Here is a 20,409-nt window from a genome sequence, read left to right as displayed (position 1 = left end):
ATCCACGATGCGACACACCAGGGGCGGCATCGGTAGATTCATTTTCGTATCGGACGCTGGAAGGGAGCCCGTGAACAGCGACATCAGCTATATCCGCACCGAACCTGACCTGCCACCTGTCGCGATCATCGATCGCTCGCCGATCACCCTCGGACACAAGATCGTCTTCGGCCTCATCGCCCTTGTCGGCGCGACCGCATGGACGATCGTCGCCTTCGTCCGCGGCGAGACGGTCAACGCGGTCTGGGTCGTGATCGCCGCGGTCTGCACCTACGTCGTTGCGTTCCGGTTCTACGCCCCGCTGGTCGAGGCGAAGATCGTGCGTCCGCGGGACGACCTCGCGACACCGGCGGAGATTCTCGACGACGGCACTGACTACCTGCCGACCGACCGGCGGGTGGTGTTCGGCCACCATTTCGCCGCGATCGCGGGCGCCGGTCCGCTCGTCGGCCCGGTGCTTGCGACACAGATGGGTTACCTGCCCAGCAGCATCTGGATCGTCGTCGGCGCCGTGCTCGGCGGATGCGTGCAGGACTACCTGACGCTGTGGATCTCCACCCGCAGACGCGGCCGGTCACTGGGTCAGATGGTCCGCGACGAACTCGGTGCGATCGCCGGAGCGGCGGCGCTGCTGGGGGTACCGGTCATCATCACCATCCTGATTGCGGTGCTCGCGCTGATCATCGTTCGCGCGCTGGCGCAGAGCCCGTGGGGCGTCTTCTCGATCGCCATGACCATCCCGATCGCCCTGTTCATGGGCTGCTATCTGCGGTTCCTTCGTCCCGGACGAATAGCGGAGGTGTCGGCGATAGGGGTGGTCCTGCTCCTGCTCGCCGTGATCTCCGGTGACTGGGTCGCCGGAACGTCCTGGGGCGCGAGGTGGTTCACCCTGTCGCCGGTCACGCTGGCCTGGCTGCTCATCAGCTACGGCCTGGCGGCATCGGTGCTGCCGGTGTGGCTCCTGCTTGCGCCGCGCGACTATCTGTCGACCTTCATGAAGGTCGGCACCATCACCCTGCTGGCGGTAGGCGTCTGTGTGGCGCACCCGGCCATCGAGGCACCCCCGGTCTCGCGGTTCGCCGTCAGCGGCGATGGTCCGGTGTTCGCCGGCTCGTTGTTTCCGTTTCTTTTCATCACCATCGCCTGTGGTGCGCTTTCGGGCTTCCATTCGCTCGTCTGCTCAGGCACGACGCCGAAGCTGCTCGAAAAGGAAGGGCAGATGCGCCTCATCGGCTACGGCGGCATGATCACCGAGTCGTTCGTCGCCGTCATCGCACTGCTGACCGCGGCCATTCTCGACCAGCACTTGTACTTTGCGATCAACGCGCCGTCGCCGCAGACTCACAACACCGCTGCCACCGCAGCGCGGTACGTCAACGGGCTCGGGCTGAGCGGCCCGCCGGCAACCGCGGAGCAGATCAACCAAGCCGCTGCCGGCGTCGGCGAAAAGACGATCGTCTCGCGTACCGGCGGCGCCCCCACCCTTGCCTTCGGCATGTCGGAGATTCTGCATCGGGTGTTCGGCGGCACGGGCCTGAAAGCCTTCTGGTACCACTTCGCGATCATGTTCGAGGCGCTGTTCATCCTGACCACCGTCGACGCCGGTACCAGGGTCGCGCGATTCATGGTGTCCGACGCACTCGGAAACCTGGGCGCTCCGCTGCGCAAGTTCCGCAATCCCAGCTGGCGCCCGGGCGCGTGGCTGTGCAGCCTGGTGGTGGTCGCCGCGTGGGGCGGCACCCTACTGCTCGGGGTGACCGACCCGTTGGGTGGCGTCAACTCGCTGTATCCCTTGTTCGGAATCGCCAACCAGCTACTCGCGGGGATAGCGCTGACCGTCATCACGGTGATCGTCATCAAGAGCGGCCACGCGAAATGGGCGTGGATCCCGGGCTTTCCGCTGTTGTGGGACCTGGCCGTCACATTGACGGCATCCTGGCAGAAGATCTTTTCCGCGGACCCCAAAGTCGGCTACTGGACCCAGTATGGCCAGTACTTGGCGGCCAAGCAGGCCGGCAAGACCGCGTTCGGTTCGGCGACCGACGCCGCCCAGATCGACGACGTCATCCGCAACGCCTTCATCCAGGGCACTCTGTCGATCGCGTTCGCAACTGTCGTCATCGTGGTGGTCGTTGCGGGAATCCTGGCTTCAGTCAAGGCGATTCGGGGTTCCGGGGGGCCGTTGAGCGAAGACGACCAGGTCAACTCCCGGCGGTTCGCCCCGTCGGGATTGATTCCCACCGCAGCCGAACGCGACGTGCAGCGTCAATGGGATGGAGTTCCGACTCCGCGCCCCAGCTAGTCAGGACCGGCGATGCAGAGAGTTCGAAGCACGTGCGTTGTGCACGCATGGCGAAGGTAGAAAATTTGCCTCCTGCCCTGCCGGGCCGCCACATTGTAAAGTTCCGTCACGTGTCAATCCAGGCAAGGCTCAACGCGATACGTCCCCAGGGCGTCGGGAAACCATGGCACGGCTGGTACGTCGGAGATGAATTCACCCGAATTAAAGCCGTGAAGCAAGCGCTGAACGCGCGCCAGAATCCTGTCTACCTGGAAATCGGGGTGTGTCGCGGATACGCTCTCCGACGCATTTGGGCCGACGAGAAGATTGCCGTGGACCCCGAGTTCAAACTTTCTGCGCGTTCGCGTCGGCTGGCCGCCGAGAAAGCGCGCGCGACACACTACTTCGAGATGTCCAGCGACGCGTTCTTCGAAAACGAGAAGGCGTTCTTGACACAACGGCAACTGGACGTCGCGCTCATCGACGGGCTGCACACCTACCCGCAGGTCGTGCGGGACGTCGAGAACACTCTGCGCTACCTCCGCGAGGACGGCGTCATCATCCTGCACGATTGCAACCCGGTATACGAGCACATCGGTCGCCCCGCGGAGAGCCACAGCGACTTTCGGGCGCATGCCCGCTGGTGGCAGTGGCTTTGGAGCGGCGACGTATGGAAGGCGATCGTCCATCTGCGTAGCACGCGTGACGACTTGCGCGTCGCGGTGCTGAACTGCGATTTCGGCGTCGGGGTCCTACGGAAGGGAAAACCGGAATCGCGATTGTCCTACTCCGCTGCCGAGGTCGAGGCGCTCGACTACTCAGATTTGGTCGCCGACCGTGAACGCTTGCTGAACCTCAAGCATTTCTCCTACCTTGATGAATTTCTCGCGTCCGCGGCGGAGCCGTCGCATTCCGGCCCGCGCGCCCGAGGCATTCGGACGCGGGGTGTGAAATTTCGGCGGACCGCACGGTAGACACAACCTCCGCAGACCTTGCTTTCGAGAAAAGCGCCGGTCAACGGAACCCGATGACGACACATCCCTATCTCGCGAAAATCCGAGCGAACTCACCAAATACGGGATCCGCGAAAAAGTGTCCGAGCGGTGGGCGCGCGCTCGGCGGCTTATTCATGGTGCGACCTACGAGCCCGTCCGAAAAACACAAGTGTGCGTCGGGCATAGATTGACCGTTGAATTGCCTACGTTACGGACCAACGAGATGGCCAGGTTTGTTTTCTTCCTCCGCGCCAGATCGCCTGAACCGAGTCGTTCGACTGGATGGTCGCCACCGCCTAGGGAAGCAAACCCGGCAGCTGCTCGATACCGGCGTTATACGTCAGCGCGACCTTACCGACGACGATCAGGTTGAAAACCGGATCGGCAGCGTCGGGTTCAGCCGGTCAACACTCCCGCGGTCCCACTAGGGTTTTAGGTCGCAAAGTGACGTTCCCGAACACACTTGCCTATTGGCTGACCAGCGACATGTCCGCACCGCGCCGCTAGCTCGGCCACGGCGCGCAGGTGACGCGATGGTGCCGAACTGCCTTGCCGGGACCTAGAATTGTGCGGAATGAGAGTCGGCATCGACTTCGGCACCACTCACACCGTCGCTGCGATCGTCGACCGTGGCAACTACCCGGTCGTCGCCTACGACGGTGTGGACGCGTGGCCGTCGGTGATCGCGGCCAACCCCGCAGGTGAGTTGCGCTTCGGTTTGGACGCCGCCACCGTCCGCCACGAACCCGGCTGGGAGGTGCTCAGGTCGTTCAAACGTCTGCTCAACGACGCCGGCCCGCAGACCACGGTGAGGTTGGCCGGCCACGAATACCGGTTGACGGACCTGCTCACCGGATTCCTGGCGCAACTCAAGAGTGATCTGATCCTGCGCTCGAACGCCGGCGCCGTCAGCGGCGAAGCCGTCCAGGCCGCGATCAGCGTGCCGGCCAATTCCTCGAGCGCACAACGCTTTATGACGCTCGATGCCTTCGCGGCGGCGGGTTTCGAGGTCGTCGCACTGTTGAACGAGCCGTCCGCCGCCGGGTTGGAATACGCCCACCGGTACCGCTCCACGATCACCGCCAAACGCGAGTACGTCCTGATCTACGACCTGGGCGGCGGCACCTTCGACGCCTCACTGTTGAAGATGGCCGGCCACGTCAACGAAGTCGTGGTCAGCGAGGGAATCCAACGCCTCGGCGGAGACGACTTCGACGAGGCGATCGCACAGTTGGTGCTGGCCGACTCAGCGCTGCCGGCGCCGCGGGGCGCCCCCCATGAGCTCCTGGTCGAGGAATGTGCCACCCGCAAAGAGGCGGTCGGCCCGCAGACACGGCGTTTCCTGGTCGACCTCACGGTGATCGACGGTGTCGACCGGCCACCGTTTTCCTGTCCGATCGACGATGTCTACGCGGCCTGTGCGCCGCTCGTCGATAAGACCACCGAGCTTCTTTCACGCGTCCTGCACGACCCGGTCGGGGACGGCAGGGACGTCCCGTGGTCGGAAGTGGCGGGCATCTACGTGGTGGGCGGTGCGGGCAGCTTCCCCATCGTCTCGCGCATGCTGCGCGCAAGCTTCGGCGACAAGCGGGTCAAGCGCTCCCCGCACCCGTTTGCCGCGACGGCCATCGGACTTGCCGTCTTCCTCGATACCGAGTCGGGTTTCGTTCTATCCGAACGTTTTTCACGGCATTTCGGAGTGTTCCGGGAGGCGCACGCCGGCGCCGACGTAGTCTTCGACCCGATCGTGCCCAAAGACGCCGCCCTGCCTGCCGACGGGCGCACCCCGCTGGTTGTCAGCCGTAAGTATCGGGCGGCGCACAACATCGGGCACTTCCGGTTCGTGGAGTGCAGCCGCGTGGTCAACGGGCGGCCCGACGGCGACGTCACGCCCTATGATCCGGTCCTGTTCCCGTTCGACCCGGCCCTACGCGACCGCGACGATCTGGGCCGCCAACCGGTGGGCCGGTGGCCCGAAGGCCCCGACGTCGAAGAGATCTACACCGTTGCGCCTACGGGCGCGGTGGAAGTCACCCTCACCACCCAGCCGACTGGCATTCAACGCACTTTCCGGCTGGAACGGCGGGGCCATGGAGCTCTATGACGTCATGCGAAGCACTTTCGCCGCTCGGGAATTCACCGACGACGCAGTGCCCGATGAAGTGTTGTACCGCATCATCGACAATGCCCGATTCGCGCCAAGCGGCGGCAACCGCCAAGGCGCGCACATCACGGTGGTGCGTGCTCCCGACACTCGCCGTCGGCTCGCAGAACTCGGCGCACCGGCCGCCCGCCGCTATTTCGCCCAGCTGACGGCCGGTGAAAACCCTTGGAATGCCATGCTTCCCAGCGCGGTGTCACAAGACGTCATCGACCAGACCGAAGTCCCCGAGAGGTTCATCGCGCCGACGATCAACGCCCCGGTCGTGCTGGTCGTGTCGGTGGACCTGAACGTGGTGGCGGCCCTGGATCAGGGGTTGGACCGCGTCGGTCTAGCCGGCGGCGCGTCAGTATATCCCCTGGTGTGGAGCATCCTGCTGGCCGCTCGCAGCGAGGGATACGGCGGCACCATCACGACGATGGCCATTGCCCGCGAAGACGCGATTCGCGACCTGTTGGGAATTCCGGACACGCACGCGGTCGCGGCACTCGTGCCGCTCGGCCGACCGCAGCGCCAGCTGACGAAACTACGCCGCCGGCCGGTCGCGGAGTTCGTCACCCAGGATCGCTTCGACGGCCCGGCGTTCACGGGCTGACGCCGGCAGTCAGACGGCCTTGGTCGTGCCGACGTAGGACACCACGACGTCGGATTCGTCGGTGATGCGGGTCAGGGTCGAATACGAGCGGATGAACGACTGACCGACGCATCCGTCGATCTTGATGTGGAAGTCGCTGATCATGATCCAGGGGTTCGGGCCCTTGAACTCTTTTCTGACCACCGGGACCACGACCACGAACCCGGGTTTGAGGCCGACGCTGACCACCCCGTTATACGAGCCGGTGATCAGCGGCAGCAGTACCGGCGGCTGGCCAGGCCCCAGCGGCAACTCCGCGCCGAGAGACGGCGCGATGCCGCCGCCGTTGGCCATAGTGACGCCGTTGGCAGTGCTCATGTCGATGCCGCAGCCGATTTCGAATCCAACCTCCAAAATGCCGTGCGCCGCTTCGGGTCCCACCAGCGACGCGACGAACACTCCGCTGGAGAGGTATTCACGCGACGACGCCGCGGTGGTCAACGGCGCGACGGGTACCTGTTTCTCGTCTTTCGCCCCCAGAGCTAGTGTCCAGCCATCGGGCGTAGTGATCCGAGCGGGTGCGCCGGGCGGCAGCAACCCATCGGCCGGCGACGCCGTGCCCGACACCGGTTCGGCGTCGGGTTGGGCATTGCCCGGCACCGCCGGAGTCGACAACACAAGGCACACAGCGAAGACCGCAGCACGGCGAAGGACCGCGGAAATCGGCATCACGGCCTACACGCTAGGCACGGCGGCAGCACTCGCCGGGTTTGCCGCGAGGCGCCATTTCAGAGTTGTTGCACGTTTGTGGCTGGTTCGCGACGCAGGCACGGGAGGCTGGACAAGCTGGGCGGCGAGTAGACTCCCCGTTAGCCGGTGGATCGCGCCGATCGGCAGGGAGGGCGACCGATGACACGTCACAGGATCGCATCAGCTCTCGCGGCTGCCCTGGTCGCGCTGACTGCACTGGTTGGCAGCGCCGGCGTCGCCCGAGCCGATCCCGAGGACTCGGTACCTCAGATCATCGACGATCTTCTCATCATCATCCCGGGGCTGACCCTCGATCCACGCGACCGGGACGCCTCTCAAAACGGCCCCGGACCCAAGGAATGGACCGGTAGCGGAATGTACTGTCAGAACCGAAACGTCAAGTGCCAGAAGATGGGATTCTGAGTCGGCCGAGGCACGTCGCGAAGTCCGTTCCGCCTGCGGCCTCGATGGCCTCTGACCGGAAGGAACAGCGCCGATGTCCACCTGGCTGATAACCGGTTGTTCGACCGGCATCGGACGCGCTCTCGCCGAGGCGATCATCGACGCCGGCCACAACGTCGTCGTTACCGCACGCGACGTCACGAAGGTCGCCGACCTGGCCGAAACCGCAGCCGACCGCACCCTAGCCGTCGCCCTCGACGTCACCGACACCGACCAGATCGACGCCGCGGTGCAGCAGGCCAAGGAACGGTTCGACGGCATCGACGTCCTGGTCAACAACGCCGGCTACGGGTATCGCGCGGCGATCGAAGAGGGTGACGACGCCGAGGTGCGAGCACTGTTCGAAACGCACTTCTTCGGCAGCGTGGCCATGATCAAGGCGGTGCTGCCGGGCATGCGGGAGCGCCGCCGCGGTGCGATCGTCAACATCTCCTCCATCGGTGTGCAGCTGACGCCGGTGGGATCGGGCTACTACTCGGCCGCCAAGGCCGCGATGGAAGGCATGAGCGGGGCGCTGCACGGTGAGCTTGCGCCCCTCGGCATTTCGGTCACTGTCGTCGAACCTGGCGCCTTCCGAACAGATTTCGCCGGGCGATCGCTGACCCAGTCGTCCACCGTCATCGACGACTACGCCGAGACTGCCGGACGCCGTCGCAGAGAGAACGACACCATGCACGGCAGTCAGGCCGGCGACCCGACCAAGGCGGCCAAGGTGATCATCACCGCCGTCGAATCCGACGAGCCGCCGGCCTTCCTGTTGCTCGGGCAGGACGCTCTATTCTCCTACCGCCACATCGCCGAGCGGCGGGCGGCCGAGGTCGCCGCCTGGGAAGAGTTCACCACCAGCACCAACCTGGACAGCTGATGCAAGCGGCGGTGCTGGGGATCATCGGTGTGGTCGTCCTCGCTGCGATGGGGATGACCCTGCTGATCATCGGATTGCGGAATCGTTCGGCGCCGCACATTCAGGACCCCGTCGGTTACCCGCCGGGTTACCCGCCCGGCTATCCGCCCGCGTTCCCCGGATACCCCGGCAGCGTATATCCACCGTTGCCTCCGCCACCGCGAAAGTCCGGCACCGGCCTGATCATCACCGGCGTCGCGTTGCTCGCCCTGAGCGCTCTCGGGATCGTCGGCACGGTGGCCCTGGCCGCCGGACGGAGTTCCCGCCTGGCGCTGGGCGACTGTTTCACCAACGAGATCCTGGACAAGCAGCGCTGGAAGGCCAAGAGCTGCAGCAACCCCGAAGCGGTGCTGGAATACGCCGCCAAGGTCGACGCCGGCGGAAACTGTCCCGACGGCAAGCTGGAGAGCAGCGCCTACCTGTCCGTCGAGCACGACGGGTATCGACGCTGCTTCATACCCAATCTGCTTGTCAGTCATTGCTATTCCTCCGACCACAACGGTGAGACCATTCGCGCGGTGAGTTGCGGCACCGGCGGCAGCGTGGTGCGAATCACCACGCGATTGGACAACACGATCGACACTTCCGCCTGCCCGTCGGGAGCGCGTACCGTGACGTTCCCCCAGCCCAAGCGGACCTACTGTAGCGAGCAGGTGGACGGAATCATCTGAACTACAATCGATTTCCGCGCACCGCGTAGCGCCCGGGCCCCAGGAAAATCAGCAGGAAGAAGCCGAAGCAGAAAAGGATCGCCGGTGTCCCCCCATTGCCTTCGGGCGGAGGGCCGATCGGCCAGAGCGTCAGTGGCTGATGCATCCAGAAATACGCCACCGCCATCTGCCCGGACGCGATGAAGGCGGCGATGCGGGTGAACAGTCCCACCGCGATCAGCAGTCCGGCCACGAGCTCGATCACCCCGGCGTACCAGCCGGGCCAGTCACCGAGTTCGACCGGATACCCGGACGAGACGGGCCAGCTGAACAGGATCATCGAGCCGTAGCCGGCGAAAAGCAGTCCGTAGACCAACCGGAACAGGCTCAGGACGGCCGGCGACATCCCGGCCAGGCGGCGGTTGAGGTCGTTCGTCATAATGCCCACGTTACGGTCGTCGCCCGGCATGTCCGAATAGCGGCGCGGGCGCCTCTCACGCCATGCCACCAGCCTGGACTGCAATCCCTGGTGTCGTCGGCAGGCAGAACATCCCTGACCATCCCGTCTTTGCTTGAGCCTCACGTGGCCTGTGTCGCAATCGATTTTGCACAATTCACCGAGTCGGCGCCGGGGTCCAACCACAGCCTGCGCGCAGCTACCTGTGCGACAGGCTGTCCACCGTCGTCTGGTAGTGTACATTTGTACATGTACTTATGTACACTACGGAAAGGGCGATCGTGGCCTACCTGTTTCTGTTCGTCGCCATCTTCGCGGAGGTCGCGGCCACCAGCATCCTCAAGAGCACCGAAGGCTTCACTCGACTGTGGCCGACCGTGATCTGCCTGCTCGGTTATGCCGTCTCCTTCGCGTTGCTGGCGCTGTCCATCTCACGCGGGATGCAGACCGACGTCGCCTATGCGTTGTGGTCGGCGATCGGGACGGCCGTGATCGTGTTCATCGCGGTGGCGTTTCTCGGATCCCCCTTGTCGGCGGCGAAGGTGATCGGCGTCGGCTTGATCGTCGGCGGTGTGGTCACGTTGAACCTGGGGGGTGCGCATTGAGTTCCGCGCGCGAACGCCGGCCGCGCGACCCGGCCGGTCGCCGTCAGGCGATCGTCGAAGCGGCCACCCGGGTAATCGCCCGTCGCGGGCTCGGCCAGCTGACGCACCGCCTGGTGGCGTCCGAGGCGGATGTGCCGGTGGGGTCAACGACGTACTATTTCGGCGATCTCGGCGAGCTGCGGGAAGCCGCGCTGACACACGCGGCCGCCACCTCTGCCGCGCACCTGGAAGAGTGGCGGCGGATATTGGACGCCGGCACCGACCTACCCGCCGCCCTGGCCCAGCTCACCGCCGACTATCTGGCCGATCACGACCGGTATCGGACGCTCAACGAGCTGTATCTGGCGGCCAGCTACCGAGCCGAGCTGCGGCCCTTGGCGCGGGTGTGGAACGAAGGCATCGTCGCATTGCTGGAACCGCGCGTCGGGCGCCGGGCGGCGGAGGCCATCGCGGTGTTCCTCGACGGCGCGATGTCGCACCCGTTGGCAACGGGTACCCCGCTGAGCACCGAAGCGCTCACCGACGCCATCGCCCGATTGGCCGACAATCGCTACGACACGCGCGCGCCCAGCCGGCCCAGGTAGGACAGCCAGAGCAAGGTGCCGAGCACCGTTGCGACGATTGCCCAGGTCTTGGCGGTATTAGAGGACTGGGTGGCCTCGGCCCACCGACCCTGTGCCCACAGACCGTCGACCTTGCTGGCGTACACGGTGGCCACGATGCCCGGGATGGTGCACAGGAAGATCGTGATGATTGCCCACACCAGATAATTGTTCGGCTTTCCCGGCTGGCCGTAGGGGCCCTGCGGCGAGAACCCGCCGTACGGTTGCGGCGAAGGCGGTGGGTAACCGCTGCCCGGGTACCCGCCGCCCGGTGGCGGATAGCCGCCGTAGGGCCCCTGCGGCGGCGGGGGTGGAGCGTACCCGCCGCCCTGGTAGGGCGGATAACCCCCCGGTGGCTCGTAACCACCAGGCGGCGGATAGTTGTCGGGCGGCGGTGCGGTCATGGTGGCTCCAGGCGGCGGGGAGTTAGCTGGATATCGCCTAACAGTGAACTGCCGCATCGGGACTGTCAATGCCCGATGGCCACGGCCGAATGGCCCCTACCACCCTATCGCGACACCTGGGGCTTGCGGCAAGGCCCGGGTCATGCCGCACAATGGCTGGCCGGACACCGGGACCCGCATAGGGGCCCGAAAATTGGGGGTTGCATTGCGGGAATCAACGGAGGGGTTCGACGCGGAACTGCAAATGGAACAGGACTACGTCACCGGCCTCTACGCACGACTGGACGCGGAACGCGCCGCAGCGAAGTCGAGGTACAGCAACGCATTACGGGGTGACGGCGAAACACCGATGGACCGCGATGTCGAGGTGCGGGCGCTGGCCCGGCGGATGAAGCGCCTCGACGTCGCCGACGACGGGTTGTGTTTCGGTCGGCTGGACGCTGTTTCGGGCCACCGGTCTTACATCGGGCGCATCGGATTACTCGACGAAGACAACGAATACGAACCGTTGTTGATCGATTGGCGGGCGCCGGCGGCGCGCCCGTTCTACACCGCCACGGCGGCCCACCCGGAGGACATCCGTCGACGCCGTCAGTTCCACACCCGCGGACGCGCCGTCGTCGACTTCACCGACGAGGTGCTGGGCCGGCCCGATGACGGCGATAAGCACGAAAGTTCAAGTGACGCAGCCCTGCTCGCCGCGATCAACGCCCCCCGGGGCGACGGAATGCGCGATATCGTTGCGACCATCCAGGCCGAGCAGGATGCGATCATCCGGCTGGATCACTCCGGTGTGCTGGTGATCGAGGGAGGCCCCGGCACCGGCAAGACAGTGGTCGCACTGCACCGCGTCGCCTACCTGCTCTACACCCAGCGCGAGCGGATGGAACGCCACGGCGTGCTTGTCATCGGCCCGAACCCGGAATTCCTCGATCACATCAGCCGCGTCCTGCCGTCGCTGGGCGAATCCACCGTGGTGTTCATGACCATCGGCGATCTCGTACCCGGCCGGCGCATCACCGATGAAGACGAACCGACCGCCGCGCAACTCAAGGGTGCACTGAAGATTCTGGACGTGCTGGCTGCCGCGATAGCCGATCACCAACGGCTGCCGGAGGATCCGCTGTCGATCAAACTGTCCGATGTCACCCTGCGCATCGACGCCGAGACGGCACAGTGGGCCAGGGAGGAGGCCCGCGCCACCGGGCTGCCGCACAACGCGGCCCGCGCCGCATTCACCGACATCGTCACCTGGGTCTTGACTGAGCGCGCGATTGCCAAGATCGGCCGGGGCTGGCTGACCCGGTCGGACCGCAACGCGTGGGAGAAGCTCCGGGAGGAGCTGATCGAGGAACTCGCGGACAACGCCGCGTTCGCGGCCGCACTCGACGAGCTCTGGCCGATCTTGACACCAGACAAGGTGCTCTCGGCACTGCTCGAATCCCGCGAGAAGCTGCGCGCGGCCGGTGCCGACCCGGCGCTGTGGCGAGAGACCGGCGACGCGTGGACGGTGTCCGACGTGCCGCTGCTGGACGAACTGGTGGACCTGCTGGGAGTCAACAAGGAAGCCGAGGAACTCGCCAGGAAGGCGGCGGAGCGCGAGCAAGCCGAGGAGGCCGCCTATGCGGCCGGGGTGCTTGACCTCATGGTCAGCCGCGAAGATCTGATGGACGACGAGGACCAGCTGCTCGCCCAGGACCTGCTCTACGGCGAGGACCTGGCCGAACGGTTCGTCGAGCGCGATTTCCGTGAACTGTCCGAACGCGCTGCAGCGGACCGGAATTGGACGTATCGGCATGTGGTGGTCGACGAAGCCCAGGAGCTGTCCGAAATGGACTGGCGGGTATTGATGCGCCGTTGTCCGGCCCGATCCTTCACGGTGGTAGGCGATCTCGCGCAACGGCGGTCACCGGCCGGAGCGACGTCCTGGGCTGCCATGCTCCGGCCGTATGTGCCCGGTCGCTGGGTTTACCGTCCGCTGACGGTGAACTACCGGACCCCCGCGGAGATCATGGCCGTCGCCACCGCTCTGCTGGCCGACTTCGCACCCGACGTCGTGGCGCCGGAGTCGGTCCGTGCATGTGGTGTCCCACCGTGGTCCCGACAAGTCGATCAGCACCAGCTGGTTTCTGCCATCGAAGAATTCGTGCGCGACGAAGCCTCCCGGGATGGCACGAGCGTGGTGATCGGGCCGCCCGGGGTGCCCGGCGCCGTGGTTCCCTCGGCGACCAAGGGGCTGGAGTTCGACGCGGTTCTGGTGGTGGATCCGCAGCGGATCGTCGCCGACGGCCCGCGCGGCGCCGCCGAGCTTTACGTAGCGCTCACCCGCGCCACCCAGCGCCTCGGCGTCCTGCATCAGGAGCCGCTGCCGCCGGTGCTGGGCGGCCTGGCGAAAACGTCTGAGTCCACATACCGCTGAATGTTGGGTGCGACGGCGGCAACCACGTCGTCTTCGGACATCGACGCGACGGGTTCGATCTTCCAGATGTAGCGGATCAGCGCGAAGCCGATCAACTGACTGGCGATCAACCCGCTGCGCCACAACCGATCCGTTTCATCGGTTCCCAGCGTCGAGCCGCCGATGAGGCTGCGCTTCACCACCATGCGCAGCTTTTCCCGGGTGCGCTCGTCGTGCGCGGCCGTCAGCACCACGGCCCGCAGCACCGGACCGATCTCGTCATCGGCCCACGCCGCGAGCACCGTGCGCACCAGACGAGTGCCCAACTCGTCACGTGGCGTGGCCCATGTCTGGGCGACGGTCTCCAGCCACCTGGGCGGCGGATCCGTGGCCGCGTCGAGCAGGCGCTCCTTGGAGCCGAAGTAGTGATACACCAGCGCCGGGTCGACGTCGGAGGCGCGAGCGACCGCGCGGATCGTGGTCCCCGCCCAACCCTGGGTGGCGAATTCCTGCCTGGCGGCGTTGAGGATTCGCGCCTGCAGCACGCCGCGCTCATCGCGTGGCCCTGGGGTCGCCACCTTCTTCGCCATATATTTCATCGTAGCGTGAGACTAATGCATATCGAGTGCATAGCCGCTGTTCATGTATTGAGCAGGCGTTCGCCTGCCGGGTGTGCAAACATCGCTGCCAGACCGTCTGCCTTGTTTCCCCGTGCTTTCGTGAGATTTCCAAGGAATGAGACCCGCGATGACTGATCTTGATCAGACGCCCTCCGACGAAATTCCTGCCACCGGTCCCAGTCGGGCCGAACTGATCGAGCACTCCCGGACCGGAATGGGCGCCGCCGCACTGCAACGCGCGATCACCGACCACCTGCGCTACTCGATTGGTCGACCGGCCGCCGCGCTGCGTCCCGAGCACTACTACCGCGCGCTCGCGCTGGCCGTTCGCGACCGGATGCAGGACCGACGGGTGGCCTCGACGCAGGTCTCGCTCGATCTTGGCCGCAAGGTGACCTGCTACCTGTCGGCCGAATTCCTGATGGGCCCGCAGCTCGGCAACAACCTGCTGAACCTGCGCATGGAACGAGCCGCCAAGGCAGCACTGTCCGCTATGGGCCAGAACTACGACGAGGTGCTGGCCTGCGAAGAGGAACCCGGCCTGGGCAACGGCGGTTTGGGCAGGCTCGCCGCGTGCTATCTGGATTCGCTGGCCACCCTGGAACGCCCGGCGATCGGCTACGGTATCCGCTACGAATTCGGCATCTTCGATCAGGAGATCCACGACGGCTGGCAGGTGGAGCAGACCGACAACTGGCTGGACAGCGGAAACCCTTGGGAGATCGCCAAACCCGACGTCAATTATCTGGTCAAGTGGGGCGGATACGTCGAGCGCTACACCGACGACACCGGACGCGAACGGGCTCGGTGGGTACCGGGCTTGATGCTCAAGGGCGTTGCCTACGACACCCCGATTCAGGGTTACGGCGTCAACACCTGCAACGTGCTGACGCTGTGGAGCGCCCGCGCAGTGAAGTCGTTCGCACTGGAGGCGTTCAACACCGGCGATTACTACAAGGCGGTCGAAGACGAGGTCACCTCCGAGACGGTCACCAAGGTGCTCTACCCCAACGACGAGCCGGAGGCCGGAAAGCGGCTGCGGCTGTTGCAGCAGCACTTCTTCGTGTCCTGTTCGTTGCAGCACGTACTGCACATCATGGACGATCTGGCCGACGTCTCCGTGCGTGAGCTGCCTCAGCGATTTGCCCTGCAGCTCAACGACACTCACCCGTCGATCGGTGTCGCCGAGTTGATGCGGCTGCTGATCGACGAGCGTCAGCTGGACTGGGAGGAGGCGTGGGACATCACCGTCGCCACGTTCGCCTACACCAACCACACGCTGCTGCCCGAGGCACTGGAAACCTGGCCGCTGGAGATGTTCGGCGAGTCGCTGCCGCGTCACCTCGAGATCATCTACGAGATCAACCGACGGTTTCTCGACGAGGTGCGCATCCGGTTCCTCGGTGACCACGACCGGGTGCGCAGGATGTCGCTGATCGGCGAGGAAGGCGGCAGGAACGTCCGGATGGCGCATCTGGCCACCGTCGGTAGCCACGCCGTCAACGGGGTCGCGGCACTGCACTCCGAGCTGCTGAAAGACAGTGTGCTCAAGGACTTCTACGAGATGTGGCCGGAGCGGTTCAGCAACAAGACCAACGGCGTGACGCCCCGCCGTTTCCTGGCGCTGGCCAATCCCGGCCTGCGAGAACTGCTGGACCGCACCGTCGGGGACGGGTGGCTGACCGATCTGGGCCGGCTGCGTGGGTTGGAGCAGTTCGTCGACGACTCGTCCTTTCGGGAACAGTGGCGTGACATCAAGCGCAACAACAAAGCGCGCCTGGCCTCCTTCGTGCGCTCGGCGACCGGAGTCGAGCTGAATCCGGAATGGATCTTCGACATTCAGGTCAAACGCATCCACGAGTACAAGCGCCAGCACCTCAACGTGCTGCACATCGTCGCGCTCTACTACCGGCTCAAGCAGAACCCCGGACTGTCAATTCCGCCGCGTGCCTTCATCTTCGGCGGCAAAGCGGCACCGGGGTACTTCCTGGCCAAGCGGATCATCAAGCTGATCAACGCCGTTGCAGAGACGATCAACAACGACCCGGAAGTCAACAAGTTCCTGAAAGTCGCGTTCATCCCGAACTTCAACGTGCAGAACGCGCACCTGATCTACCCGGCGGCCAACGTGTCCGAGCAGATCTCCACCGCGGGCAAGGAAGCCTCGGGCACCGGAAACATGAAGTTCATGATCAACGGCGCCCTGACGGTCGGCACGCTGGATGGGGCCAATGTCGAGATTCGTGAGGAGGCGGGACCGGAGAACTTCTTCCTGTTCGGCATGAACGTGCAGGAGGTCGAGGCGCTCAAAGCGAGCGGTTACCGTCCGGCGGATTACATCGACAGCAACGAGGAGCTCAGCGCGGTGCTTGATCTGATTGCCGGCGGGACGTTCTCGCACGGCGACCACCAGGTGTTCCGGCCGCTCGTCGACAATCTGCGCCACCACGACTCGTTTCTGGTGTGCGCCGACTTCGCGTCCTACGTGGCATGCCAGGAGCAAGTCAGCCAGGCGTGGCAGGACCGGGATGCGTGGACGAAGATGTCGATCCTGAATACCGCACGCAGCGGTAAGTTCTCCTCAGACCGCGCCATCGCCGAATACTGCGAAGACATCTGGAAGGTCTGGCCACTGACCGTCAAGATCTGAGAAAGACACGGGAGCCTTGATGACCGAAGCAGTGCCGGCGGAGTCCTCCGACGACTTCTGCGAAGAATGCGGCTACGAGCCGCAACTCGAAGGCGGTTCGTCCTATCAGTGGGCCTCCCGGTTGGCCAACCCGAAGATCGGCCGGTTCTTCGGCTGACCGACTTTCTGTTACCTGATTACCGTTCTGATGGCAATCGACAGCGCGATGTCGAGTCTGATGCCGTTGTTCGACATGGCGTCTGACGACGGCACCGCGCGGCTGCTCACCATGACGGTCATGGTGATCCAGGCCATGCTTGCGATCGCCTCGACAAGGATTGTGGCGCTGGTCAATTCGCCGGCGTTGGACATCGAACTGTCCAACGTCGTGTTATTGGCCAGCGCGCTCGTCGTCGCAGTCTCGGTGCCGGACGCGGCTCGGTCGACAATCTCACCTCACGCGGCATCACCGAAGGAGCCTCGGATTACTTCGCCTTCGGCGGCGGGTCGATGGCCGTCATGATCGTCGGACTGGGCACCCAGGTCGGGTTCGACTCTGCGGCGAACATGGCCGAGGAAGCCAAGAATCCCTTCCGCAGCGTTCCGCGCGCCATCGTGGGATCGGTGGCCGCGGGCAGCGTGCTGGGCCTGCCTTTCCTGATCGCGTTGACCGTGGCCATCGACGACATTGCGCACGTTTCGGCGGCCGGTTCTTCGGTGGCGACGATCATGCGCGATCAGCTCGGCCCGGTGACCGAGCGAATCTTGCTGGTCGCCATCGCAATTTCCTCTTTCGGCGGCGGGATGGTCACGCTGACCAGTTGCTCACGCATGATCTTCGCGACGTCGCGCGACGAGCGATTCCCCGCCCACCGGTTGATGCGCCGCGTGCATTCGCGTAGTCAGACGCCGATCCCGGCGACCGTCGTGCCCGTCGTCATCGGCATCGGGGTACTGGCCGCCCTGCCAGGCGACGCCCTGCTGGACCTGATCACCTCGGGAACCGTTTTTCCGGCGCTGACCTACGGGATGATCGCCGTCCTCTACCTCGCGGTGCGCAAACGACTCGATCGTCAGGAGGGCGCCTTCGATATCGGGCGCTTCGAGCTACCGATCGCGGTCGCCGCGCTGATCTGGTCGGTCTGCGCGCTGATCATCCTGCTCTCCCCCGCAGCCGCGGTCGTTCCGATGATCATCGTGGCCGGCCTGCTCGCGACGGGCGCGGTGTACTTCGCGTACCTGATGATCTCCAACCGCGCCGTGCTCGACCACGAGCCCGGGGATATGACCGCGTTCTCGCATTGACGGCCAGACTGCGCCGGGCCTAACCGCTCTCGTTGGCGACCCAGACGGCGACGTAGCCGATCGGGATACCGGTCTTACGTGCGATGCATTGGCGCGCAGCGAGTTCGACCGCCGACCGGCGAGCGGCGCGGGCGATCCCGTCCACTTCGGGAATCCGGATCAGCCAGCCGTCGGCGTCCCGGGTGATGTCGATGTCGAAGCACTGGCCAACCGTTACGCAGTTCATACGCTGTGTACGACCTCTACGCATGGAATGCGGGCGGCGCAGAGTGGGCTGAAGAGGCATAGGTGTGTTCCTGAGTCGATGACGGACCGCGCGCAAGACTAATCCGACTGCGGGGTAAAACCTAATCGGAACTTGTCTGAGGAGGGATCGTGTCGATTGTTCTCGTGCATGGCAACCCGGAGACCGACGCGATCTGGGACCCGCTGGTCGACGCCCTCGGTCGCCAAGATGTGGTGCGACTGTCACCGCCCGGATTCGGCGCGCCACTGCCCGACGACTTTCCTGCGACCTACCTCGCCTACCGGGACTGGCTCGAAGGCGAACTGGAGCACATCGGCGGCAGGATCGACCTGGTCGGCCACGACTGGGGTGGTGGGCACGTGATGAATGTGGTGATGCACCGGCCCGAGCTGGTCCGCAGCTGGGCGAGCGACGCCGTCGGTCTCTTCGACGCGGACTATGTCTGGCACGACCTGGCCCAGGTCTGGCAGACACCCGGCGACGGCGAGCGACTCGTCGACACCATGTTGGGCGGCACGGTCGAAGACCGGGCCGCGCAGATGGGCGCGCTCGGCATACCGTCAGACATCGCTACCGCAATCGCGCGCGAGCAGGATGCGGCCATGGGCCGGGCGATATTGGCGCTCTACCGCTCGGCCGGCCAGCCTGCGATGGCCGACGCCGGACGGGCACTGGAGACCGCCGCGGCCCGGCCCGGGCTTTCGTTGCTGGCGACCGACGATCCGTATATCGGCGGTGAACAGACGCGGCGCCGCGCGGCGCAACGGGCCGGCGCGCGCACCGCGGTGCTCGATGGCCTCGGACATTGGTGGATGGTGCAGGACCCGGCGCGCGGCGCGGCGGCGCTGACTGAGTTCTGGGATTTGCTGGACTGAGCGCCGCCGGCTCGCAAACAGGCCTTACGCTTCGTCTCGTGGGGAAATATCTCGTGCTGTATTCGCCGGCCCACCGAACCGGCCAGGAGCTTCGGTGGCGCTTAGCCGAAGACGCCGATGTCACCGACGTTCGCCAACGCCTCGACAAGGCGCAACCCAGCGAATTCGTGACCGTCCCCGTCGTGCTCGAAGACGAACTGGAGACGCTGCTGCTGCGCGTGCAACCCCATCAGTTCGGCGCGTGGCTCGTCCTTGACCTGCCCGAAGCACAGCGCGCGACGGCCTCCCTGCCTGCGGCCCGGGCGCGGGTGCCGGACTTCGGGCAGATCTTCCGGGACGCGGCAGAGGCCGTGCGGGAATCCACGCGCCAGCAACGCAAGTGAAGCAGCGGGTCTGACGGTGAGTCACTTCGCCCAATTCCTCGGCTTTCGATACCTGCCGTCCGAGGGGCGGGACGCGGTAGTGGAGGCGTTGCCGTGCGCTGAGCACTGCAACGAACGCGGAACCGTGCACGGCGGGTTCCTCGCTGCGCTGCTGGACACCGGCACCGGACTGGCCGTTCACTCCGCCCTCAGTGAGGGCATGGCGGCTCCGCACTTCGACTTGACGATCCAGTACCTGCGGCCGGCGGTTGCCGGCACGGCGCTGACGTGCACGGCGCGCACGACGAAGGCCGGCCGCCGCGTGGTCGCCTCGGAAGCGGAGGTATTTCAGGACGGCAGGTTGATCGCCCGCGCGATCGGCAGTCACGCGGTCGTTTAGAGCAGCCGAACGGCAACGGTGACCCGGCCGTTACCGTCGCGGGTGGCCACCGCATGCCCGCTGCGCTCGGGTGCGCGCCCCCGGCCCGGTCAGAGGCATAGAAAATTCGGCTTTGGGTAAACACCTGTGTAATAGACGCCTTGCACAGAACCGGAGGGCTGAGCAGTGAGGTGGGTGTTGGGTGTGGTGGGCACCGCGGCCGTGCTTGGAGCGCTGTTCGGACTGTCCATTTCGCTATCGCTGCAGGTTGTCGATCGCAGCGGTTCACCAATCGCCTGTGGCACCGGATTCCACCCCGACAATCGCCGCGCGGTCCGCGAAGACGCCGTTAACCAAGATCTGCACACCAGCTTCGGCGCACCGTACGAACCCAGCGACTACACGGATCAATGTGACGCACTGGTGGCCGCGCGACGCGGAATCTCGCTCAAAGTCCTCGTATTCGGAGGCGCGTTGCTGGCAACCACTTGTGTGCTGGGTCTGCGCGCAACCGGATACCGGGATCTCTCCGGCCCCGGTCAGCCAAAACGATGGGTCGGCGCCGCGGCCTCCCAGCCATCCGTCCCCTATTGCGACGATCTGCATCAAGCGCTCGGCACCATCGGCATCCGCGTCCAGCACTGAGCCGAAGACCGCTTCACGACGCCGCGGCCGACGGGCACGTGCAGGACGCGTACCGCCTGGAGCGGTACCGCGCGATGGCTACCGCGCTCGGCTTCCAAGGCCAT

The 20,409-nt window shown here is 65.4% G+C and carries 20 protein-coding genes and 1 pseudogene; 16 read left to right on the top strand and 5 right to left on the bottom strand.

Going from position 1 to position 20,409, the window contains the following annotated elements:
- Window positions 1-7 precede the first annotated feature (7 nt).
- The 4 genes from JX552_RS09160 (at window position 8) to JX552_RS09145 (ending at window position 6,032) form a co-directional block, all read left to right on the top strand.
- The gene (locus tag JX552_RS09160) at window positions 8-2,302 is read left to right on the top strand and encodes a carbon starvation CstA family protein (protein WP_205877037.1); all 2,295 of its coding nucleotides are present in this window, start codon (window positions 8-10) and stop codon (window positions 2,300-2,302) included.
- 137 nt (window positions 2,303-2,439) lie between these two features.
- A complete protein-coding gene (locus JX552_RS09155; RefSeq protein WP_346779314.1) occupies window positions 2,440-3,255 on the top strand; it encodes a class I SAM-dependent methyltransferase in 816 nt (271 codons plus the stop codon).
- A gap of 595 nt (window positions 3,256-3,850) precedes the next feature.
- On the top strand, window positions 3,851-5,380 hold the full coding sequence (locus JX552_RS09150; RefSeq protein WP_205877035.1) for an Hsp70 family protein: 1,530 nt from the start codon (window positions 3,851-3,853) through the stop codon (window positions 5,378-5,380).
- A complete protein-coding gene (locus JX552_RS09145) occupies window positions 5,367-6,032 on the top strand; it encodes a nitroreductase family protein (protein WP_205877034.1) in 666 nt (221 codons plus the stop codon). The genes JX552_RS09150 and JX552_RS09145 overlap by 14 nt, the downstream gene beginning before the upstream one ends.
- Before the next feature lie 9 nt (window positions 6,033-6,041).
- Here the strand turns inward: JX552_RS09145 and JX552_RS09140 are convergent, their stop codons facing one another.
- Window positions 6,042-6,740 carry an MspA family porin gene (locus tag JX552_RS09140; protein ID WP_205878335.1) on the bottom strand — a complete coding sequence of 233 codons (699 nt, stop codon included), beginning with the start codon at window positions 6,738-6,740 and terminating at the stop codon, window positions 6,042-6,044.
- A 180-nt stretch (window positions 6,741-6,920) separates the two neighbouring features.
- Here JX552_RS09140 and JX552_RS09135 point away from each other — a divergent pair, with 180 nt between their 5' ends.
- From JX552_RS09135 to JX552_RS09125, 3 genes are all read left to right on the top strand, one after another.
- Window positions 6,921-7,184: a hypothetical protein gene (locus JX552_RS09135; RefSeq protein ID WP_205877033.1), complete on the top strand. Its 264-nt coding sequence runs from the start codon at window positions 6,921-6,923 to the stop codon at window positions 7,182-7,184.
- Window positions 7,185-7,257: 73 nt separating this feature from the next.
- Complete coding sequence (locus JX552_RS09130; protein WP_205877032.1) at window positions 7,258-8,088, top strand: oxidoreductase; 831 nt, start codon at window positions 7,258-7,260, stop codon at window positions 8,086-8,088.
- Complete coding sequence (locus JX552_RS09125) at window positions 8,088-8,798, top strand: hypothetical protein (RefSeq protein WP_205877031.1); 711 nt, start codon at window positions 8,088-8,090, stop codon at window positions 8,796-8,798. Before JX552_RS09130 ends, JX552_RS09125 begins: the two co-directional genes overlap by 1 nt.
- A 1-nt stretch (window position 8,799) precedes the next feature.
- Here JX552_RS09125 and JX552_RS09120 read toward each other — a convergent pair whose 3' ends face one another.
- Complete coding sequence (locus tag JX552_RS09120; protein ID WP_205877030.1) at window positions 8,800-9,216, bottom strand: DoxX family protein; 417 nt, start codon at window positions 9,214-9,216, stop codon at window positions 8,800-8,802.
- Window positions 9,217-9,515: 299 nt separating this feature from the next.
- Here JX552_RS09120 and JX552_RS09115 point away from each other — a divergent pair, with 299 nt between their 5' ends.
- Together JX552_RS09115 and JX552_RS09110 are read left to right on the top strand one after the other, a co-directional pair.
- Window positions 9,516-9,839, top strand: coding sequence for a DMT family transporter (locus JX552_RS09115; RefSeq protein ID WP_205877029.1), 324 nt, complete (start codon window positions 9,516-9,518; stop codon window positions 9,837-9,839).
- Window positions 9,836-10,423 (top strand): TetR/AcrR family transcriptional regulator, encoded by a 588-nt coding sequence (locus JX552_RS09110; protein WP_205877028.1) that lies wholly within the window; start codon window positions 9,836-9,838, stop codon window positions 10,421-10,423. The genes JX552_RS09115 and JX552_RS09110 overlap by 4 nt, the downstream gene beginning before the upstream one ends.
- Here JX552_RS09110 and JX552_RS09105 read toward each other — a convergent pair.
- A complete protein-coding gene (locus JX552_RS09105) occupies window positions 10,390-10,845 on the bottom strand; it encodes a CD225/dispanin family protein (protein WP_205877027.1) in 456 nt (151 codons plus the stop codon). The genes JX552_RS09110 and JX552_RS09105 overlap by 34 nt on opposite strands.
- A gap of 244 nt (window positions 10,846-11,089) precedes the next feature.
- Between JX552_RS09105 and helR the strand changes: the two genes are divergently transcribed.
- Window positions 11,090-13,264, top strand: a complete 2,175-nt coding sequence (helR, locus tag JX552_RS09100; protein WP_241010979.1) for an RNA polymerase recycling motor ATPase HelR — start codon at window positions 11,090-11,092, stop codon at window positions 13,262-13,264.
- Here the strand turns inward: helR and JX552_RS09095 are convergent.
- On the bottom strand, window positions 13,201-13,842 hold the full coding sequence (locus tag JX552_RS09095) for a TetR/AcrR family transcriptional regulator (protein ID WP_431195937.1): 642 nt from the start codon (window positions 13,840-13,842) through the stop codon (window positions 13,201-13,203). The genes helR and JX552_RS09095 overlap by 64 nt on opposite strands.
- 235 nt (window positions 13,843-14,077) lie before the next feature.
- Here JX552_RS09095 and JX552_RS09090 point away from each other — a divergent pair, with 235 nt between their 5' ends.
- A complete protein-coding gene (locus JX552_RS09090; RefSeq protein WP_241011111.1) occupies window positions 14,078-16,513 on the top strand; it encodes a glycogen/starch/alpha-glucan phosphorylase in 2,436 nt (811 codons plus the stop codon).
- A gap of 19 nt (window positions 16,514-16,532) precedes the next feature.
- Window positions 16,533-17,797, top strand: a pseudogene (locus JX552_RS09085) (APC family permease).
- Between the two features lie 19 nt (window positions 17,798-17,816).
- On the opposite strand, the gene JX552_RS09080 reads toward JX552_RS09085, so the two are convergent.
- On the bottom strand, window positions 17,817-18,023 hold the full coding sequence (locus JX552_RS09080; RefSeq protein WP_205877023.1) for a long chain fatty acid-CoA synthetase Faa4p: 207 nt from the start codon (window positions 18,021-18,023) through the stop codon (window positions 17,817-17,819).
- 149 nt (window positions 18,024-18,172) lie between these two features.
- Here JX552_RS09080 and JX552_RS09075 point away from each other — a divergent pair, with 149 nt between their 5' ends.
- From JX552_RS09075 to JX552_RS09060, 4 genes are all read left to right on the top strand, one after another.
- Window positions 18,173-18,919 (top strand): alpha/beta fold hydrolase, encoded by a 747-nt coding sequence (locus JX552_RS09075; protein ID WP_205877022.1) that lies wholly within the window; start codon window positions 18,173-18,175, stop codon window positions 18,917-18,919.
- A gap of 38 nt (window positions 18,920-18,957) precedes the next feature.
- The gene (locus JX552_RS09070; RefSeq protein ID WP_205877021.1) at window positions 18,958-19,302 is read left to right on the top strand and encodes a hypothetical protein; all 345 of its coding nucleotides are present in this window, start codon (window positions 18,958-18,960) and stop codon (window positions 19,300-19,302) included.
- Window positions 19,303-19,318: 16 nt separating this feature from the next.
- On the top strand, window positions 19,319-19,681 hold the full coding sequence (locus JX552_RS09065; protein ID WP_205877020.1) for a PaaI family thioesterase: 363 nt from the start codon (window positions 19,319-19,321) through the stop codon (window positions 19,679-19,681).
- Window positions 19,682-19,855: 174 nt separating this feature from the next.
- Complete coding sequence (locus JX552_RS09060) at window positions 19,856-20,305, top strand: hypothetical protein (RefSeq protein ID WP_205877019.1); 450 nt, start codon at window positions 19,856-19,858, stop codon at window positions 20,303-20,305.
- Window positions 20,306-20,409: the final 104 nt, after the last annotated feature.

The sequence above is a fragment of the Mycobacterium gordonae genome (assembly GCF_017086405.1).
Classification (GTDB): Bacteria; Actinomycetota; Actinomycetes; order Mycobacteriales; family Mycobacteriaceae; genus Mycobacterium; species Mycobacterium gordonae_D.
The sequence above is the reverse complement of the archived record's forward strand: the minus strand, read 5'-3'. Positions and strand labels throughout refer to the sequence as shown.

Excerpts from the sequence above, each read along its gene's own strand:
- JX552_RS09150 (WP_205877035.1), top strand. The coding sequence starts at position 3,851 with ATGAGAGTCGGCATCGACTTCGGCACCACTCACACCGTCGCTGCGATC.
- JX552_RS09120 (WP_205877030.1), bottom strand. The coding sequence starts at position 9,216 with ATGACGAACGACCTCAACCGCCGCCTGGCCGGGATGTCGCCGGCCGTC.
- JX552_RS09140 (WP_205878335.1), bottom strand. The coding sequence starts at position 6,740 with ATGCCGATTTCCGCGGTCCTTCGCCGTGCTGCGGTCTTCGCTGTGTGC.
- JX552_RS09135 (WP_205877033.1), top strand. The coding sequence starts at position 6,921 with ATGACACGTCACAGGATCGCATCAGCTCTCGCGGCTGCCCTGGTCGCG.
- JX552_RS09145 (WP_205877034.1), top strand. The coding sequence starts at position 5,367 with ATGGAGCTCTATGACGTCATGCGAAGCACTTTCGCCGCTCGGGAATTC.
- JX552_RS09130 (WP_205877032.1), top strand. The coding sequence starts at position 7,258 with ATGTCCACCTGGCTGATAACCGGTTGTTCGACCGGCATCGGACGCGCT.
- JX552_RS09105 (WP_205877027.1), bottom strand. The coding sequence starts at position 10,845 with ATGACCGCACCGCCGCCCGACAACTATCCGCCGCCTGGTGGTTACGAG.
- JX552_RS09160 (WP_205877037.1), top strand. The coding sequence starts at position 8 with ATGCGACACACCAGGGGCGGCATCGGTAGATTCATTTTCGTATCGGAC.
- helR (WP_241010979.1), top strand. The coding sequence starts at position 11,090 with ATGGAACAGGACTACGTCACCGGCCTCTACGCACGACTGGACGCGGAA.
- JX552_RS09090 (WP_241011111.1), top strand. The coding sequence starts at position 14,078 with ATGGGCGCCGCCGCACTGCAACGCGCGATCACCGACCACCTGCGCTAC.
- JX552_RS09095 (WP_431195937.1), bottom strand. The coding sequence starts at position 13,842 with ATGAAATATATGGCGAAGAAGGTGGCGACCCCAGGGCCACGCGATGAG.
- JX552_RS09080 (WP_205877023.1), bottom strand. The coding sequence starts at position 18,023 with ATGAACTGCGTAACGGTTGGCCAGTGCTTCGACATCGACATCACCCGG.
- JX552_RS09125 (WP_205877031.1), top strand. The coding sequence starts at position 8,088 with ATGCAAGCGGCGGTGCTGGGGATCATCGGTGTGGTCGTCCTCGCTGCG.